This is a genomic window from Arthrobacter sp. TE26545, assembly GCF_056279005.1.
Genome location: NZ_JBWBQM010000001.1, coordinates 507,256 through 524,897 on the forward strand (window position 1 = coordinate 507,256; position 17,642 = coordinate 524,897).

Below are 17,642 nucleotides of genomic sequence, written 5' to 3' on the forward strand. Positions count from 1 at the left end.
GGAAGCGGGCGTTCTTGCGTCCGCGGCTAAAGTTGGGGCATGAGTGAGCACCACATCAAGCGCCTGGTGATCATGCGCCATGCCAAGTCCGATTGGCCGATGGGCGTCCCGGACCACGACCGGCCTTTGGCTGAGCGCGGTCACCGGGAAGCTCCGCTGGCAGGCAAGTGGCTGCTGAAGCATAAAGTCGTTCCGGACTTCATTCTCTGTTCCTCGGCACTACGGACCCGCCAGACCTGCACCTGGGTGTGCAGCGAACTGGGTGATAAGGCGCCGACGCCGAAACTTGAGAGCGGCCTTTATGCCGCCTCCGCGCTGCGGATGCTGAGCATCATCAACCACGTGCCGGACACCGTTGGAACGCTCATGGTCTTCGCGCATATGCCGGGTGTCCAGGACCTCGCCATGCATCTCGCCTCCCGGGACTCGGACCATGAGGCGTACATGGATGCCGCCAGTCATTACCCCACCAGTGCCTTGACGGTCATGGAGCTGGAAAAGCCTTGGGCGGAGCTGGACGGGCAGGACGCCCGCCTCACCCACTTCGCCGTCCCGCGCCCGAAATAGCCGCGCCCGAAGCAGCCCCGCCCGGACCGCGGCGTACCGCGTCCGCGAACACCACGACGGCGGTCACGGCCAGTCCCAGCCCGAGCGACGCCAGCACGTCGCTCATCCAGTGGTAGCCGAGGTAGACCCGGCTGAAGGCCACCAGCAGCGTGCCGGCAAGAGCTGCTGCCGGGGCGAGCACCGCCGTCGAACGCTGGCCCGAACGCGACGCCAGGAAATAGGCGAGGACAAACAGGAACACTGCCGTCCCCGCGGTATGGCCTGACGGGAAGGACAGGGCGTCGTCCGGGCCGAGGAGGAAATCCCGGGCCGGCGGGCGCGGCCTGTCCACCCATTCCTTCACCACTCCGGTGACCACCACGGTGAAGGCCATGGCGAAGAGCAGGAGGGCCGGGCGCCACAGTTCACGGCGCCGGATCCACCAGGCCGCGCAGAATCCCACGCAGATCACCGACATCCACAGGGGCGACGTCGCCGCGGAAACCGCGCCGAACAGGGCGGTAAGGAACGGGCCGCGGATTGCGAGGACGAGGTCGTGGACGGGACCGTCGAGCAGCACGAGGCCAGAGGTGGTCTGCACCTGGGCGTACAGGGTCCAGAACAGGGCATCGCCGGCCAGCAGGAGACCTGCTGCCCAGAAAAACAGCGTCCGCTGGGAGCAGCGCGGCACGGGCGGGGGCGCGGGAAGTTGCCGGGCGCGTTCCCGGAGTGCAAGGTGCATGGTCCGATGATCCCCGGCCGAACTGCGCGGACGCGGGGAGCTTGCTGGATGCCGGCTGGGCGGGGCCTTTGTTAGTTGAGCTCCGCAGCCGCTTCCCGGAGCAGGCCCACCACGTGCCGGATGCTGGGGCTGGAACGCATGGTCTTGCGGTAGACGATGCCCACTTCGCGCTGCTGCGACGGGTTCCGCACGGGCACGGCCACTACGCCACGGGGGAGCTCCGGCCGGCCGAGCCGCGGGACGAGCGCCACGGCCACACCCTGCTGGACCATGGCGATGTGGGTGGAGAAATCGGGATCGTACATGCGGATGTCCGGCACCTGGCCGAGGCCGGCGAAGATCGCGAGCAGCGCTTCGTTGCAGATGGCGTTGGAGGGCGTGCTGATCCAGGATTCGCCCAGCAGGTCCGAAGCCTCGACGGCGGACCGCCCCGCCAGCGGGTGCGCGGAGTTGAGCAGCACGTCCGCGGTGTCCGTGCACAGCTTTTCGTGGATCATGTTCCCCGGGATGAGCAGCGGAACCGAGTTCCAGTTGTGGACCACCCCGAGGTCCGCTTCGCCGGAGGCCACGCGCTGCACCGCCTCGCGCGGATCCTCGGCCAGGACGCGGATGTCCAGCCCGGAGTCGCCGTCGCCGCCCGATACCCGGCCGAGCTTCCCCAGCATCGGTCCCACCAGGCCCCTGCAGGCGGTGGAAAATGCCACGAGACGCAGCACGCCGCTGGGCCTTGTCGGATCGGCCAGGAGCGTGGCCTGCAGTTCCTCCAGTTCGCCGAGGATCCGCCGCCCGTATTCCGCGAGGGCCATGCCGCGGTCCGTGAGCAGCACCCCGCGGCCGTGGCGTTCCAGGACGGCCACCCCGCTTTGCTTCTCGAGCTTCTTGATCTGCTGGGACACCGCGGAAGGGCTGAAGCCCATGATGTCCGCGGCGGCGATCACCGAGCCATGCTGTTCGACCGCGACCAGGGCACGCAGTGCTGCGATCTCAATCATGAAGCAACGGTACATGATTGCATGAAGAATTCAACGCTGGTGCTTCACGGTAGGGGAGTGCGACAGTTGGACCGTGAACCTACGCCACTCCGCCCTCGCCGTCCTGGTCGCCGTCCTTTGGGGACTCAACTTCGTCGCCATCGATGTCGGCCTGCACCCTTCCGACGGGCACGGCGGCACCGCCGAGGTCCCGCCGCTGCTGTTCGTCGCGATCCGCTTCGTGCTGGTGGTCTTCCCCTGCATCTTCTTCATCCCCAAACCGGACGTCGGCTGGAAAGCGATCGCCGGAGTCGGGCTCTTCATGAGCGCCGGGCAGTTCGGCCTGCTCTACCTGGGCATGGCGCTGGGCATGCCCGCAGGGCTGGCCTCGCTCGTCCTCCAGGCGCAGGTGCTGCTGACGGTGCTGCTCGCCGCCCGCTTCCTCGGCGAAAGGCCGGGGAAGCGGCAGCTGGCCGGGGTGGTGCTCGGAGTTGCGGGGCTGGCCGTGGTGGCCGTCGGCCGGAGCCTCGTGGCCCCGGTGGTGCCACTGATGATCGTGCTCGCCGCGGCGCTGTCCTGGGCGATCGGGAATGTGATCGCGCGCCAGGCCAAGGCGGCCTCCGGGCTTGGCCTGGTGGTGTGGTCCGGGGCCGTGGTGCCGATTCCGCTCGCGGCCCTGTCCCTGCTGGTCGACGGTCCGGACTCCGTCTTCGGGACGCTCGCGCAGCTGCAGCCCGCCACGATCCTCAGCGCCCTCTACACAGCCGTGTTCGCCTCGCTGCTCGGCTACGGAATCTGGAACCGGCTCCTCGGCCTGTACCCGGGATCGGCAGTGGTGCCGTTCACGCTGCTCGTCCCGGTGGTCGGGATGACGGCAGCCTGGTTGTTCCTCGCAGAGGTCCCGACGCCGGCCGAGCTGGCAGGCGGGTTGATCCTCCTGGCAGGCGTCGCCGTCGCGGTGCTGCAGCGGCGACGGCAGGCATTACCCCTGAAGGTTCCCCAACTGACTCGCAGTTAATGTCGTTTTGAGCGCTCAAAACGACATTAACTGCGAGCTACTTGGGTCAGCGGCGCCGGGCGGAGGAGCTTTGCCGGGACGGATTGGCGGGCGCCTTGGGCTGGGACGCAGCTCCCGACGTCGGCCGCTTCGCAGGAGCCGGCGGCACCTTTGCGACGGGACGCCGGGCAGTACCCGACGCCGGGCGCCTGGCAGCCGCGGGCGCCGCCTTTCCGGTGGGCCGGCGGGTAGGGCGGGAGGCGGGCTTGCGCCCTGAAGGGCGCGCCGGAGCGGTCCGGCGGGCGGGCCAGATGGCCCCGGCGAAGAGCAGCACGAGGGAAGCGGCGCCGGCGGCGAGGGAGAGGTAGAAGTAGATGTCCGAGTCCTTGCTGCTGACCGCACTGCCCAGGGAGTTCTCGCTCAGGGTGAAGGCCAGGCCCCACATGCGCAGGAAGGCGATGCCGAAGGCAATGAACAGGGTGGACCCGACGAAAGCCAAGGCCAGGACCAGGTAGCGTCGCCGGGCGAGGACCTGGGTGAGCGACGCCAGGTAGCCCAGGACCACGGCCCCGAAGAACATGAACAGGACCCACTCTTCGAGGGTGATCGCCGCCAGGACCAGCAAGGCCCCGGCCACCACTGCGGAAATGACCGCGAGCTTTCCACTGTTCCCCATACGACGCATGGCATCAATCATCCCTGAGCGGACGCCGTAGCCATTGCTCCCGCCACGCCGCGGCAGATTGCAGTTGCGTACCGTTATCGCAGCACGTAGCCGTGCATGAGGGTCATCACCGCGGCCACACCCTGTTCCTTGCTGCGCTCCGGGTTGTACGTCTGGCGGTCCAGGCCCACCACGAAGATGGCCCCGAACATCGCCGCTTCCAGGCTGCCGCGCGCCACACGGCCGTCCACGGGGTATTTCCGGGCCACGTTTTCCAAGGCCGCCCCGATCACCGCAATCAGTTCGGCACGCAGCTCCGCGAAGAGCTGGCCCCATTCGTTCGGCGTCTTCCAGTTTTCACTGACCCAGAGCCGGGCGAATGAGGGATAGTCGTCCATGAAGTCCATGGCCTGGCCCAGCATGGCCTCCATGGCGTCCAGGGGATCGGCCTCCGGGTCTGCGATGCCCTGCAGGCGCTCGAGCATGATGTCGACGCCGTGGCGCAGCAACTGGGCAATCAGGTCGGACTTGCTGCCGAAGTTGTAGTACACCGTGCCTTTGGACACCCCGGCCGCAGCCGCGATCTCGTCCACCGTGACGCCGGCCGCCCCGCGCTCGCCGATCAGTTCCATCGACGCCTCGAACAGGCGCTGCTTGGTGGCGTTGGTCCGTGCAGGGCGAAGCCGCTTCTGCTGGGTGGCTTTGTCCTCGGTGCTGTCCTCGGTGCTCATACGGCGATCTCCGGCTTGAGGGTCTTCAGGGTCCAGTACTTGTGCTTGCGCACGGCCAGGGTGGACAGTGCCGCGCCCAGCAGAGTGTAGCCGAGGAGCCCGAGCACGGTGGGCAGGATCATCGACAGCTCCCCGCCGTACACCAGGTGCCGCATGCCAGTGACAACGTAGCCCATCGGCATGATCTGGTGCACCACATGCAGCGGTTCCGGGGTGGTCTGCCAGGGGAAAGTGCCGCCGGAGGACACCAGCTGCAGCACCAGCAGGATCAGCACCACGAACTTGCCGGGGGTCCCGAGCAAGGCCACCACACCCTGGATGAGCGCGCTGAACGCCATCGCGGCGGCAAGCATGAACAGCCACATCAGCACCGGATGCACCGGGTTCAACCCCAGGCCGAAGTTCACCACGAGGGTCAGGATGCTGGCCTGCAGCACGGACACCGCGAAGAACGGCAGCCAACCGCCCACGGCGATCTTCCAGGAGGGCGCATTCGAAGCCAGGGCGCGCTGGGTGATGGGCCGCATGGCCTGCACCAGCATGAACACGCCGATCCACAGGGCAAGGGTCAGGAAGAACGGCGCGAGCCCGGCACCGTAGGATCCGGCCTTGGCCTGCGAGACTTTGTTCACGGCCACAGGATCTGCGATCACCTTGGAGACTTCGCTCTTCTGGGAGTCATCCGGGTTCGGGATCTTGCCGGCACCCTTGGCCAGTTCGTTCGCCAGGGTGCGCGAACCGTCCGCGGCGGTGGCGGCGCCGCTCGCGAGCTGGGCCGCGCCGTCGTCGAGCTTCGCGGCACCATCCGCCAGTGCGGAGGCGCCGTTCAGGGCCGTCTGCTGGCCGGCGGCGAGCGTCGCTGCACCGGCGCTGAGCTGATCGGCACCCGCCGAGGCCTGGCCGATCGCCCCGGTCAGGGCGGGGGTTGCGGCGGCGAACTTCGCGGCACCGGCGCTGACCGCTGCCGAGCCGTCCGAGAGCTGCTGGATCTTCGCGGCGTCGGCGGCGATCTTCGCCTTCGCGTCGGCGACCGGCGCGGAGCCCGCCGCGGCGTCGTAGTCGGCCAGGATCTTGTCCGCCTGCTCCTGGTCGATGACCCCTGCCTCCATGAGCCGGGCATTGGCCGCGATCACGCGGTCACGCGCGCCGGCGTCGAACGCTTCCAGCTGCCCGACGACGTCCTGCACCTTCGCGTTCAACTGGGCGTTTCCGGCGGCCACCTGGGCGGCGCCGTCGGCGAGTTTCCTGGTATCCGCGGGGAGGCCGGCGGTCTTGTCCTTGAGTTCGCCGAGGCCTGCGCTGAGCTGGCCGGCCCCGTCATCGAGCTGCTTCGCGCCGTCGCGCAACTTGGTCTGCCCGGCGACGAGATCGCCCGCGCCGCTGCGGAGCTGGCTGGTGCCGTCGTGGAGGGAGGCTGCCCCGGAACTGAGCTTTCCGACGCCGTCCGCCAGTTTGGCCGCACCGTCCGCAGCCTTGACGATCTGGGCATGGATGGTGCCGAAGCCGGTGAGGAGCTGGTTGGCCGTTTCCTCGCCCACTTCCTTGGCCACGGTGGAATGCACGGCAGTGGTGAGCTTGTCCACGATGGTGCTCAGCAGGTAGTTGTTGGCGTCGTTGGTGGTGACGTTCAGCATGGCCTGGTTGGCGGCGTCGAAGCTGCCCGGCGAGACGAGGTTGGCCGAGAAGTCCTTGGGGATCTTCAGGGCGAAGGCGTATTTGCCGCTCTGCACCCCGGCGTCCGCTTCCTCCGCCGTGGCCACCTGCTGCCAGTTGAAGACGTGGCCTTCCACCAGGGAATCGGCCACCTTGCGGCCGGCCTGCAATTCGGTGCCATCCGAGGACGCGGCGCCGGCGTCCTGCACCACCAGGGCGGCATCGATCTTGTCCAGGTTTCCGTAGGGGTCCCAGTTCGCGTACAGGTACACGGCGCCGTAAAGCAGGGGAACCATGGTCAGCGCCAGGATGGTCAGCTTGGGCAGCAGCCCGCCGGTCATGCGCTTGAGTTCGGAGCGGGCCAGCCGCAGAACAGTCACTTTGCGGTCCTTTGCAGGGTGTCGGTAGTGGAGGGACCCGGATCGTCCGCCGCCGCCGGGGCGGCGGGCTCGTCGTCGGGCTCTTCTTCGGCGGCCGGTTCCTCGGCAGTTTCCGGAATGGCGTTGCCGATCTCGGCGGAGGCGCCGTCCCAGCCGTCCGGGAGGGCGGAAACGACCGCGGCGACGGCGAGCGGCCGCCCGGCGTCGCGCGCCAACTGCTCAAGGCGGGGGAGCCAGTCCGCAGGGTCGGAGCTGTGCCGGTCCGGCGAGTCGAAGACCAGGAGGTCGACGGCGGGGTCGGCGAGGGCGAGGGCGGTCAGCAGTTCAAGGCGCCGCGCCGGAGGGAGCTGTTCGATCCAGAGTCCGGCGATGTCCTCGAAGCTGTTCACCTTGAGCCAGGGCTTGCTGAGCAGGGCGCCGCGGTATCGGCGCGGGATGAGCGCAAGGTCCTCGGTGACGAGGTCGCGCACGCTCAGGTGCTGTTCGGGCTCGTTGACGCCGGGGGAGTCGAGCAGTGCGCTCGCTGAACGGATTCTCTTGGTCTTGGCTGCGCCGTCCCAGCTGAGCCGGCCGCTTCCCGGCTTCATCCGGCCGCTGAGTGCGAGGGCGAGGGCGGTGCGCTGTTCCTGCCCGTCGCCGCTGATGAGCAGAAGCTGACCGCGGCTGACCTCGAGGGAGGTGGGCGGCAGGAGGTCGGCGCGGCGGCCGTTGATCTGGAGTTCCTGTGCGGTGAGCACCGATGGACCTTTCGAGAGCCTGATGTCACCTCCATTCTATTTGAACTGACTAGTCAGTTCAAATAGAGCTCACAGACCGTACTTCTCCAGGAGTCTCAACCACACTTCGCTCAGCGTCGGGAAGGACGGCACCGCATGCCACAGGCGCTCCAATGTCACTTCGCCCACGATCGCGATCGTGGCCCCGTGCAGCAGTTCCGCCACGCCGGGTCCCGCGAAGGTGGCTCCGAGCAGCACGCGCCTGTCCTCGTCGACCACCAGCTGCGCCCACCCGCGGTAGTTCTCCGCGTATAGCTGCGAGCCCGAAACGTTGATGGGCAGCTCCACGGTGCCGGCCCGGATGCCGCGTTCCTGAGCCTGGCCCAGGCTCAGGCCCACGTTGGCCACTTCGGGATCGGTGAAGACAACACTGGGCACCGCGTGCTCGTTCGCCGTGCTGGTGACGTTGCTCCAGGGTCTCGGGGCGCGGTGCAGCTTGCCTTCGGCCCGGGCGACGATTGCGTCGCCGGTTGCCCGCGCGCTGTACTTCCCTTGATGGGTCAGCAACGGGGTGCCCGCGGCGTCGCCCGCGGCGTAGAGCCACAGCCCGCTGGTTCCATCGCTCGCGGCACCTTCCACGAGACCGGTCGAATCGGTGCTGATGCGCAACGCCGGCGGGCCGCCGTCGTCCTCCGCTTCGACGAGCCCGACGCTCTCCAGCCCCAGATTGTCCAGTGCGGGCCTGCGGCCTGTCGCCACCAGGAGCTTGTCAGCGTCCAGGACCTTGCCGTCGTCCAGCGTGACGGAGAACGACTGTTCATTCGTCCGCACGCTGAGAACCGCGGTGCCGGTGTGCAGGGCCACGCCGTCGGCGCGCAGACCGGCCGCAACCAGCTCCGCCGCCTCCTCCGGGAAAGCGCTGAGCAGCCTGCTGCGCGCGACCACCGACACCAGCGATCCCAGCCGGGCAAAAGCCTGCGCGATTTCGACGCCGGCAACGCCGCCTCCCAGCACCACGAAGCGCTCCGGTACTTCGCGGGCCGAGGTGGCGCCGCGCGTCGTCCAGTAGGGGGCCGAGCGGAGGCCGGGAATGTCCGGAATGATGGGGGTCGAGCCGGTGGCGATGACGACGGCGTGCCGCGCCTTGAGCGCGTAGCTGTTGCCGTCCACGCCGTCCACCTGGACCTCGCGAGGCCCGGTGATGCGGGCTACGCCGCGCACCAGCTCGATCCCGGTATCGGTCAACCACTGGACGCCGCCGTCGTCCTGCCACCGGTTCGTGAAGTAGTCCCGGTACTTCAGCACGGGCACCGGGTCCAGGACCTTGGTGACGGAATCTGCAGCGCCGGGTACGGACTGGGCACCATGCAGGGCTGTTCCCGGACGGAGCAGGGCCTTCGACGGAATACAGGCCCAGTAAGAGCATTCCCCGCCGACCAGTTCGGATTCGACGATGGCTGCCGTGAGGCCTCCCCGGACGACGCGGTCGGCGACGTTTTCGCCGGCGGCTCCGGCACCGATCACGATGACGTCGAATTCCCGGGAGCGCTCCTCAGTCATGAGAGAAGCCTACGCCTGTCCTTTCGCCGCGGTATCCGGGGCCAGCAGGCTGTTTCTCGGGCGGAGATGGGACATCCGATATTGTCTTGAGATGGGCGGGGCGGCGCACTAAGCTCGCTTCAACATCGTCACCGGAACGTTCGCGGCAGTCCCTGCGGACCGGCCGGACGGCGTCCGTCTCGGGAGGGGGCACGGGTGGAATCCGGCATGGTTCGGCAGGCGCGGTACAGCGCCCAGACCCGGCTCAGGGCCCTGCAGTCGGACATCATGGACCTGATCCTTGAACGGGAACTTGAAGCCGGCGATCCCCTGCCCACGGAAAGCGAACTCGCGGCGTCCCTCGGGGTGGGGCGCAACACGCTGCGCGAGTCGCTCAAGGTCCTGCAGGCGATGGGCGTGATCGAGATCCGGCACGGCTTCGGGATGTTCGTTGCCCCGAGCAATTTCGACGCCTTCGCGGACGGCCTCGTGTTCCGCAGCCGCTTGTCCCTGCGGCAGGGCGGGGAGGATGCACTCCAGCTGCTTGGCATCCGCGAGGCCTTGGAATCCGGGCTCCTGCCGGCCGCCGTCGCGGCAACCGCGCCCGGGCAGCTCGCCCGGCTGGCTGAGTCCGTTGAGCATATGGAGGAGCTCGCCCAGGCGGGCGGGCACACCGCCGCGGCCGACGCAGAGTTCCACCGCCGCTTGTTCGAACCGCTCGGCAACGATCTGCTGCAGCAACTGCTGGGGGTCTTTTGGAAGGTCTACCGCAGGATCCAGCTGGAGGCAGGCCCCTCACAGGAAGATGCCGCGGCCGTTGCGGCGCTGCACCGGAAGATCTACGACGCCGTTGCCGCGGGGGACGCTGCCGCTGCCGGCGGGTTGCTCGCTTCCCGTTTCGAAGAACTGCGGGAGAGGATCGCCGCTCTGGTGGCCGGCCGCTGAGGCCGGCTCCGGCGCGGTTTGCACGACGTCGGTACGGGGGGGGGCAGCTGTGACGGGCGCCCGCCGTCGTACTACTTCCCGAGCTTGGACAGGATCGCCGCCAGGGCCGCCCGCACGCCCGTGCTCAGAGTCGGCTCGATGACCGGGGCGAAGTACGGCGAATGGTTCATCGGTACAGGCCGGCCGGAGTCGAGCACTTCCCGGCTCATGCCACCGAACATCCAGTACACCGACGGCACGCCGATCGCCTCGGCGAAGGCGCCGAAGTCCTCGCTGCCCATCATCGGCTCCACTACGGCCACCTTTTCCGCCCCCAGCGCTGCGCGGAAGGCCTCGATCAGCTGTTCGGTAGCGGCGGGTTGGTTGTAGTTGCGCGGGAAGGTGTAGAGCTCCGTGATCTCCGGCAGCGGCGCACCGGAGGCATCGGCCTCCGCCAGGATGATCCTGCGGACGGCCGCCAGGACCTGGGCGCGGACCTCCGGCTCCAGGGTTCGGATGTTCAGGGTGAACTCGGCGGTGGCGGGGATGATGTTCTCCTTCAACCCGGCGTGGAAGGTGCCTACTGTCACCACCGCTGCCTTCAGCGGGTGGACCTCCCGGGACACGATCGTCTGGAGCCGGAGCACCATCTGGGCGCCGAGGACGATCGGGTCGATGGCCACCTGGGGCTGTGAACCATGGGACTGCCGTCCGAACACCGTGACCTTCAAGGAGTCGGCCATCGCCATGGCGTTGCCGATGCTGATGTTGATGGTCCCGGCCTCGTTGCCCATGACGTGCTGGCCGTAGATGATTTCCGGGCGCGGTGCCTTGTCCCAGATTCCGTCCTCGATCATGGCCTGCGCCCCGGCGGCGGTTTCTTCGCCCGGCTGGAAGATGAAGACGACGGTGCCCCTCCAGGACTCCGTTGCACCGGCCAGCAGTTCGGCCGCCGTCAGCAGCGTGGCGACGTGGGTGTCGTGGCCGCAGCCGTGCATTACCGGCACCCCGGTTCCGTCGGCCAGTATTCCGCGCGCCGTGCTGGCGTAGTCGAGGCCCGTGTCTTCAAGGATCGGCAAACCGTCGGTGTCCGCCCGGAATCCGATCACCGGTCCGTCGCCGTTGTTCAGCACGCCTACGACGCCTGTGCTGCCGCAGGCGAAGTTGCCGATGCCCAGGGCGTCGAGCCGCTCGGCGATGAAGCGCGCCGTAGCGTGCTCCTGCATGGAGAGTTCGGGATTGGCGTGCAGATGCTTGTACATGGAGTGCATCCGGCCGCGGAGCTCCTCGCTGAGCTCTCCGCGGAGTGCGGCAGAGAGTGCGCCATCGGGCTGGATGCCGGACTGGTTGTCGTACTGGGGGAGTGCCTCGGTCATGGCCAGGTCTCGTTTCTTTCGGCGTTGATGCGCGGTGCCGCGCTGCGGCTGCCGGATTCCACCGTATTGAGGGGCCGCCGCACCTGCCGGAAGTCCGGGCCGCCGTCGAGCTCTATGACGAAAAAAGACAACGAAAAAGGCCCGTACCGCCGAAGCGGTACGGGCCTTGTCTGTGCGCCCAAAGGGATTCGAACCCCTGACCTTCTGTTCCGTAGACAGACGCTCTATCCAGCTGAGCTATGGGCGCATTCTGTGCTTTCACACCGTGGTTCGTGGGCTTCGCTTTTTCGCTCGCCCCCCGAACCTCAATAAACTTTACGCGAGATCCGCCTATCCGCCAAATCGACGGCATGTAATCTGGACAACTATACCGGTCTATGTGACCTTGCTCACTAAAATCGCCGGTTTTTGGGTCGCAAGCGTTGATTTTCCGGGGGTTTGCTCCGAAAGGCCCATGAGATCCCATGTCCTAGGCCTAAATGGTCTACTCCGCGAGACCTAGCATTTAGGACACACCACCGACCCCGACGAAGGGAACTGCAATGGGCGACCTGGCGCGACTGCCGCTGCTTGAGAAGGCACCCACCACGCACGCACGCCTGCTGGCCTGGGTTGAGGAAGTAGCTGAACTTACCCAGCCTGACCGCATCCACTGGGTGGACGGCAGCGAGGGCGAATACAAGGCCCTGACCGAGGAACTCGTCGCTGCCGGCACGCTGAAGCCGCTGAACCCGGAGACCTTCCCGAATTCCTTCGCGGCGTTCTCCGATCCGGCAGACGTTGCCCGCGTCGAAGAGCAGACCTTCATCTGCTCCGAGAACGAGCGCGACGCAGGCTTCACCAACAACTGGATGGCCCCGGCCGAGATGAAGCAGAAGCTGCGCGGACTGTTCGCCGGCTCCATGCGCGGGCGCACCATGTACGTGATCCCCTTCGTCATGGGTCACCTGGATGCCGAGGATCCCAAGTTCGGCGTCGAGATCACCGACTCCGCCTACGTGGTGGCTTCCATGCGCATCATGGCCCGCATCGGCACCGACGTGCTTAACCGCATCACCGAGACTGACGCTTTCTTCGTGCCGGCCCTGCACTCCCTGGGTGCGCCGCTGGAGGCCGGCCAGGCCGACGTTTCGTGGCCGTGCAACCCGGAGAAGTGGATCGTGCACTTCCCCGAAGAGCGGTCCATCTGGTCCTTCGGTTCCGGTTACGGCGGCAACGCCCTCCTGGGCAAGAAGTGCTACGCCCTGCGTATCGCTTCGGTCATGGCCCGTGACGAGGGCTGGCTGGCCGAGCACATGCTCATCCTCAAGCTCACCTCGCCGGAGCAGAAGACCTACTACGTCTCTGCTGCGTTCCCCTCCGCTTGCGGCAAGACCAACCTCGCGTTGCTTGATCCCACGATCAAGGGCTGGAAGGTCGAGACCCTCGGCGACGACATCACCTGGATGCGCTTCGGCAAGGAAGGCGAGCTCCGTGCCGTCAACCCCGAAGCAGGCTTGTTCGGGGTTGCTCCGGGCACCGGTTGGGGGACCAATCCGAACGCCATGCGCGCCATCGCCAAGGGCAACAGCATCTTCACCAACGTGGCGCTGACCGACGACGGCGGCGTGTGGTGGGAAGGCATGACGGAGGAAACTCCGGCGCACCTGACCGACTGGCAGGGCAACTCCTGGACGCTCGAGTCCGGAACCCCGGCGGCCCACCCGAACTCCCGCTTCTGCACGCCGATCGACCAGATCGACATGCTGGCCGAGGAGTACTTCAGCCCCGAAGGCGTCGAGCTGTCCGCCATCCTCTTCGGCGGACGCCGCAAGACTACTATCCCGCTGGTTACCGAGGCCCGCGACTGGTCCAACGGCATCTTCATGGGCTCCACGCTGTCCTCCGAAACCACGGCTGCCGCAGCCGGCGCCGTCGGTGTCGTCCGCCGCGACCCCATGGCCATGCTGCCGTTCATTGGCTACGACGCAGGCGACTACCTGAACCACTGGGTGAACCTGTCCGCCAAGGCCAACCCGGAGCGCCTGCCGAAGATCTTCCTGGTGAACTGGTTCCGCCGTACGGCCGAGGGCGGCTTCGCCTGGCCCGGCTTCGGAGACAACGCCCGTGTGCTCAAGTGGGCCATCGAGCGCCTGGAAGGCAAGGCCGACGCCGTCGAGACCCCCATCGGTTTCGTTCCCACCGGTGCGTCCATCGACCTGGAAGGCCTGGACATGACCCCGGCTGAGGTCGAAGCGGCCGTCCGCGTGGACCCGGCCGAATGGGAAACCGAGCTGGCCTCCATCGAGGAATGGTTCGCGAAGTTCGGCGAGTCCCTCCCCGCGGCCCTGCAGGCCGAGCTGGACGGACTGAAGAGCCGACTGGCCTAGACCTCTTAAGGACAACGGCGTCCTTAAGACGACGGCGGCCCGTCACCTTCTATTGGGAAGGTGACGGGCCGCCGTCGTGTTTTGGGTTTGTTCCCGCCGTTAGTTGGCGAGCCAGACGTCCGGTCCGAACACTTCGTAGTGGATCCGCGTGGCCGGGATGCCGGCGTCGATGGCTTCATCGCGGATCTTCTTCATGAAGGGAAGCGGCCCGCACAGGTAAAGGGACGCGTCGGCCGGCAGGTCCACCTCCCGCAGGGACATGAACCCTTCCTTCGTTCCGGGCTGGGGAGCCTCGAGCCAGAGCTGCAACTCGGCGTCGTCGATCCTCTCGACGTCCGCAGTCATCTGGTCCCGCAGTGCCCAGCTCTCCATGGAGTTCTCGGCGTGGAGGACCAGTATCTGGCGCCCGGTCGCAGTATCGGCCAGGGACCGCAGGATCGAGGCGATCGGCGTGCAGCCGATGCCGGCGGATGCCAGGACGAGGGGACCGTCCCCCTCCTTCAGCGTGATCTCGCCATAGGGGTTTGAAATCTGGAGGATGTCGCCGGCCTCGACGCCGTTGTGCAGCGCTGTGGAAACCTCGCCGCCGTCGTTGAGCTTGGTGGTGAAGGTCCGGCTGGTGCCGGCGTCCGCCGAGAGCGAGTACTGGCGGACCTGGTGCAGGCCGTCCGGCAGTTGGACCTTGACGCTGATGTACTGGCCGGCAAATGCAGGCGTGACGGGGGTTTCGTCCGCCGGCTCAAGGATGAAGGTCAGGGCGTCCGTCCCGGCCGGGGTAGTGGCAGCCACGCGCCAGGGCATCCACATCCGGTTATTGGCCTGGGCCGCATAGAGGCCTTTTTCGATCTTGATGAGTGCGTCCGCCATGAGCCAGTAGACCTCGGTCCAGGCTTCTGCGATTTCCGGGGTGATGACATCGGCCAGGTCCGCGGCGATGGCTGCGAAAAGGTGCTCATAGACCACGCCGTACTGTTCCTCCCGGATTCCCAAGGAAGCGTGCTTGTGGGCAATCCGTGACAGTACGGCTTCGGGAAGGGTGCCCGGGTTGTTGATCAGATGCGTGGCGAAGGCCGCAATGCTTCCGGCGAGAGCCTGCTGCTGTTCGCCGGAGCGCTGGTTGGAGCGGCTGAAGAGTCCATCCAGCAATTCCGGATGTGCCGCGAAAAGGCGCTTGTAGAAGTCGGCGGTGATCTCTCCGATCCTCGATCCGACGAGGGGAAGAGTGGCTTCGATGACAGGACGCGACTTTTCGGAAAGCATTGATTCTCCTGCGGGTTAGGCGGGCGGTTCGCCCGGGCGATCAATACACGCATTTCAAATACGAGTATTTATGGATCAATTTCTACTCTTCGTAGAAAAGATGTGCAAATCGGCGTCTGGGGCTGCAGCGGGAGCCCGCACAGGCGGAGCTCAGCCGCGCAGGCGGCGCTCAGATGCGGGCAGCCGTCGCGCTCAGCCGCGCAGGCGGCGCTCAGATGCGGGCAGCCGTCGCGCTCAGCGCCGGGCTGCCGGCTCCTGGAAGTCCGGCCGCAGCCCGATCGTGTGGAAAACGGGTTCCATCTGGCGGGCATGGGGGAGGGAAGAAATCACGACGGAATCAAGTTCGCGGTAGAAGGCCTCGCGGGCGCGCCCCATGGCGCGCCGGAGGCTGCATTCGGTGATGAGCGGGCAGTCGCCGTTGGGCGACTGGCATTCGGCCGGATCCTGCCTGCTGTCGAGCTGGCGCAGGAGTTGGCCAACCGTCGCGCGGCGGCCGGCAGTTGTCAGCTGTGATCCACCGTTCCTGCCCCGTTCGACGGCGATCAGCCCCAGCTCGCGCAGCCTCGCCAATGCCTTGCTGACGTGGTTGTAGGGAGTTCCCACGGCGTCCGCCACCGCCTGGGTGGTCAGCAGGGCGCCCCCCGGAGCCGCCGCCAGCACCATGACGGCGCGCAGGCTCACATCGGCGAACGCGTTGATTTTCATGCCTTCAGCTTAGGCAGCGCTTGGCGTTGATGCAGAAACGGGTCTCCGGAAACCGGTCCCGCCGGGCTGCCCTGGCCGGATTTCGGCCCGGATTCCGGCCGCTATTGCGAGGACGGGCAAGCTAGTCCGTCCAGACCGCCGCGTCGTGGCCGTCTGCCTCCAGCGGGCGGAAGCTGAAGCCTTCAGCCGTGACGTCATAGGGCACGACGGCGGCCATCAGGCCGCCGCTGCGGTGCTCGGCAGCGGCGTGGATGCCGTCCGTGCCGTGCTCGGGAAGGGTGACGTCGCTTGCGAACGCCACAGCCCGGTACCCCTCGCGGCCCTGGCGCAGGAGTTCGATGACGTCGGTGAGCATCGTCTCGGCGTCGATGTTCCCGTCGGCATCCAGCTCACCCGGTGAGATCATCACGAGGCGCAGTTCGTCGTCGTCGGCGAGGGTGACGCCGAAAGGCAGGAAACCGCCGTTCTGCTCCATGTGCTCTTGGGCTGTGCCGAGGGCGGCGCCCAGGACTTCGCGCAGTTCGCGCGAGATGGTTTCCTGGGCGTCCTCCGTTTCCTGGGCATCCGGCTGAACGGCGTCGGGGGAGATGTCTTCAGGCATGGCGTTGCTTCCCTGCTAGCCGCGGACGATGGCCAGAACGCGGTCGCGGACCGCGCTCATGGTTTCGGCGTCTTTGGCCTCGGCGTTCAGGCGCAGGAAGGGCTCAGTGTTGGAAGGACGCAGGTTGAACCACCAGCTGCCGTCCTTCGCGCTGAAGGTGCTGCCGTCCATGTGGTCGATGTCGATGTCTTCACCCTCGAAGTCGGCACGGACGCGCTCGATCGCGGCTGCCTTGTCTTCGATTTCGGAGTTGATCTCACCGGAGGAAACGTAGGGCTCGTACTGGCGGCCGAGTTCGGACAGCGGTCCGTCCTGCTCGCCCAGGGCGGCCAGGACATGCATGGCAGCGAGCATGCCGGTGTCGGCGTTCCAGAAATCACGGAAGTAGAAGTGCGCGGAGTGTTCGCCGCCGAACACAGCGCCTTCCTCGGCCATGACCGCCTTGATGAAGGAGTGGCCAACGCGGGTGCGCACCGGACGGCCGCCGTCTTCCTCGATCAGCTCCGGAACGGCCTTGGAAGTCAGCAGGTTGTGGATGATGACCGGGACTTCCTCGCCGCCGGCCTTTGCCCGCGCGATTTCGCGGCGCGCCACCATTCCGGTGATGGCCGACGGCGAGACGGGCTCGCCCTTTTCGTCCACCACGAAGCAGCGGTCGGCGTCGCCGTCGAACGCCAAGCCGATGTCCGCGCCGTGCTTGACGACGGCGGCCTGCAGGTCGCGGAGGTTTTCCGGCTCGAGCGGGTTGGCCGGGTGGTTCGGGAAGGAGCCGTCCAGCTCGAAGTACAGCGGAACGATTTCGAACGGCAGGGCCGGGAGCAGGGCGTCGCCGAGGACGGCAGGGGTGGTCAGGCCCGCCATGCCGTTGCCGGCGTCGACGACCACCTTCAGCGGACGGGATCCGCTGAGGTCCACCAGCCTGCGCAGGTAGGCGGAGTAGTCCTTCAGGACATCGCGGACGGCAATGGTTCCCTGCGTCTCCGCCTCGGGAATTTTGCCTTCGTTCAGGTACTGCTCGGCGAGGGCCTGGATCTCCTTCAAGCCGGTTTCCGAAGAGATCGGCTGGGCGCCGGCCTTCGCCATCTTGATGCCGTTGTACTGGGCCGGGTTGTGGCTTGCGGTGAACGTGGCCCCGGCTGCGTTCAGCGCGCCGCAGGCGTAGTAGAGCTCATCGGTGGAGATCAGGTCCAGGAGCTGGACATCGGCACCGCGGCGGGATGCGCCGTCGGCGAATGCCTTGATGAACTCGGGCGAGGACGGCCGCATGTCCCCACCGACCAGGACGGTCTCGCCGGCAAGGCCAAGGGTGTCGACAAAAGCGGCGCCGACGGCTTTCACGATTTCCGCGCTGATGGTCTCGCCGACGATGCCCCGGACGTCGTAGGCCTTGAAGGAAGCCGAGAGGTCGAAAGTGTTGTTCTGCTCGCTAGTCACGCGCTCAATCCTACTGTGGCGGCGGTGCCGGGCG

At 67.1% G+C, this 17,642-nt stretch carries 16 protein-coding genes and 1 tRNA gene; 4 read left to right on the forward strand and 13 right to left on the reverse strand.

Annotation, left to right across the window (positions count from 1 at the left end):
• The first annotated feature begins 39 nt into the window (after positions 1-39).
• The gene (locus ACZ9CK_RS02310) at positions 40-567 is read left to right on the forward strand and encodes a SixA phosphatase family protein (protein WP_476049124.1); all 528 of its coding nucleotides are present in this window, start codon (positions 40-42) and stop codon (positions 565-567) included.
• Here the strand turns inward: ACZ9CK_RS02310 and ACZ9CK_RS02315 are convergent.
• The gene (locus tag ACZ9CK_RS02315; RefSeq protein WP_476049125.1) at positions 536-1,288 is read right to left on the reverse strand and encodes a phosphatase PAP2 family protein; all 753 of its coding nucleotides are present in this window, start codon (positions 1,286-1,288) and stop codon (positions 536-538) included. The genes ACZ9CK_RS02310 and ACZ9CK_RS02315 overlap by 32 nt on opposite strands.
• A 71-nt stretch (positions 1,289-1,359) precedes the next feature.
• Positions 1,360-2,280, reverse strand: a complete 921-nt coding sequence (locus ACZ9CK_RS02320; protein ID WP_476049126.1) for a LysR family transcriptional regulator — start codon at positions 2,278-2,280, stop codon at positions 1,360-1,362.
• Positions 2,281-2,353: 73 nt separating this feature from the next.
• On the opposite strand from ACZ9CK_RS02320, the gene ACZ9CK_RS02325 reads away from it, so the two are divergent.
• A complete protein-coding gene (locus ACZ9CK_RS02325; protein WP_426302180.1) occupies positions 2,354-3,277 on the forward strand; it encodes an EamA family transporter in 924 nt (307 codons plus the stop codon).
• 46 nt (positions 3,278-3,323) lie between these two features.
• Here ACZ9CK_RS02325 and ACZ9CK_RS02330 read toward each other — a convergent pair whose 3' ends face one another.
• The 5 genes from ACZ9CK_RS02330 to ACZ9CK_RS02350 all read right to left on the reverse strand — a co-directional run bounded on the left by ACZ9CK_RS02330 (position 3,324) and on the right by ACZ9CK_RS02350 (position 8,960).
• Positions 3,324-3,932, reverse strand: coding sequence for a hypothetical protein (locus ACZ9CK_RS02330; RefSeq protein ID WP_476049127.1), 609 nt, complete (start codon positions 3,930-3,932; stop codon positions 3,324-3,326).
• 83 nt (positions 3,933-4,015) lie between these two features.
• Positions 4,016-4,651 carry a TetR/AcrR family transcriptional regulator gene (locus ACZ9CK_RS02335; RefSeq protein ID WP_426302182.1) on the reverse strand — a complete coding sequence of 212 codons (636 nt, stop codon included), beginning with the start codon at positions 4,649-4,651 and terminating at the stop codon, positions 4,016-4,018.
• Positions 4,648-6,684 carry a YhgE/Pip family protein gene (locus ACZ9CK_RS02340; protein ID WP_476049128.1) on the reverse strand — a complete coding sequence of 679 codons (2,037 nt, stop codon included), beginning with the start codon at positions 6,682-6,684 and terminating at the stop codon, positions 4,648-4,650. Before ACZ9CK_RS02340 ends, ACZ9CK_RS02335 begins: the two co-directional genes overlap by 4 nt.
• On the reverse strand, positions 6,681-7,421 hold the full coding sequence (locus ACZ9CK_RS02345) for an ABC transporter ATP-binding protein (RefSeq protein WP_476049129.1): 741 nt from the start codon (positions 7,419-7,421) through the stop codon (positions 6,681-6,683). Before ACZ9CK_RS02345 ends, ACZ9CK_RS02340 begins: the two co-directional genes overlap by 4 nt.
• Positions 7,422-7,490: 69 nt before the next feature.
• Positions 7,491-8,960 (reverse strand): dihydrolipoyl dehydrogenase family protein, encoded by a 1,470-nt coding sequence (locus ACZ9CK_RS02350; protein WP_426302185.1) that lies wholly within the window; start codon positions 8,958-8,960, stop codon positions 7,491-7,493.
• A gap of 207 nt (positions 8,961-9,167) precedes the next feature.
• Here ACZ9CK_RS02350 and ACZ9CK_RS02355 point away from each other — a divergent pair, with 207 nt between their 5' ends.
• Positions 9,168-9,884 (forward strand): FadR/GntR family transcriptional regulator, encoded by a 717-nt coding sequence (locus ACZ9CK_RS02355; RefSeq protein WP_426302186.1) that lies wholly within the window; start codon positions 9,168-9,170, stop codon positions 9,882-9,884.
• A 71-nt stretch (positions 9,885-9,955) separates the two neighbouring features.
• On the opposite strand, the gene ACZ9CK_RS02360 is transcribed toward ACZ9CK_RS02355, so the two are convergent.
• Positions 9,956-11,134, reverse strand: coding sequence for an amidohydrolase (locus ACZ9CK_RS02360; protein ID WP_476050841.1), 1,179 nt, complete (start codon positions 11,132-11,134; stop codon positions 9,956-9,958).
• 278 nt (positions 11,135-11,412) lie between these two features.
• Positions 11,413-11,486, reverse strand: a tRNA-Arg gene (locus ACZ9CK_RS02365).
• A 295-nt stretch (positions 11,487-11,781) separates the two neighbouring features.
• Here ACZ9CK_RS02365 and ACZ9CK_RS02370 point away from each other — a divergent pair.
• Positions 11,782-13,608: a phosphoenolpyruvate carboxykinase (GTP) gene (locus tag ACZ9CK_RS02370; protein WP_476049130.1), complete on the forward strand. Its 1,827-nt coding sequence runs from the start codon at positions 11,782-11,784 to the stop codon at positions 13,606-13,608.
• 99 nt (positions 13,609-13,707) lie between these two features.
• Here the strand turns inward: ACZ9CK_RS02370 and ACZ9CK_RS02375 are convergent, their stop codons facing one another.
• From ACZ9CK_RS02375 to ACZ9CK_RS02390, 4 genes are all read right to left on the reverse strand, one after another.
• Positions 13,708-14,868: a globin domain-containing protein gene (locus tag ACZ9CK_RS02375; RefSeq protein ID WP_476049131.1), complete on the reverse strand. Its 1,161-nt coding sequence runs from the start codon at positions 14,866-14,868 to the stop codon at positions 13,708-13,710.
• A 234-nt stretch (positions 14,869-15,102) separates the two neighbouring features.
• On the reverse strand, positions 15,103-15,573 hold the full coding sequence (locus ACZ9CK_RS02380; protein WP_426302189.1) for an RrF2 family transcriptional regulator: 471 nt from the start codon (positions 15,571-15,573) through the stop codon (positions 15,103-15,105).
• Positions 15,574-15,694: 121 nt separating this feature from the next.
• On the reverse strand, positions 15,695-16,174 hold the full coding sequence (locus tag ACZ9CK_RS02385; RefSeq protein ID WP_476049132.1) for a hypothetical protein: 480 nt from the start codon (positions 16,172-16,174) through the stop codon (positions 15,695-15,697).
• Positions 16,175-16,189: 15 nt separating this feature from the next.
• The gene (locus ACZ9CK_RS02390; RefSeq protein ID WP_426302191.1) at positions 16,190-17,608 is read right to left on the reverse strand and encodes a phosphomannomutase/phosphoglucomutase; all 1,419 of its coding nucleotides are present in this window, start codon (positions 17,606-17,608) and stop codon (positions 16,190-16,192) included.
• Between the last annotated feature and the right edge of the window lie 34 nt (positions 17,609-17,642).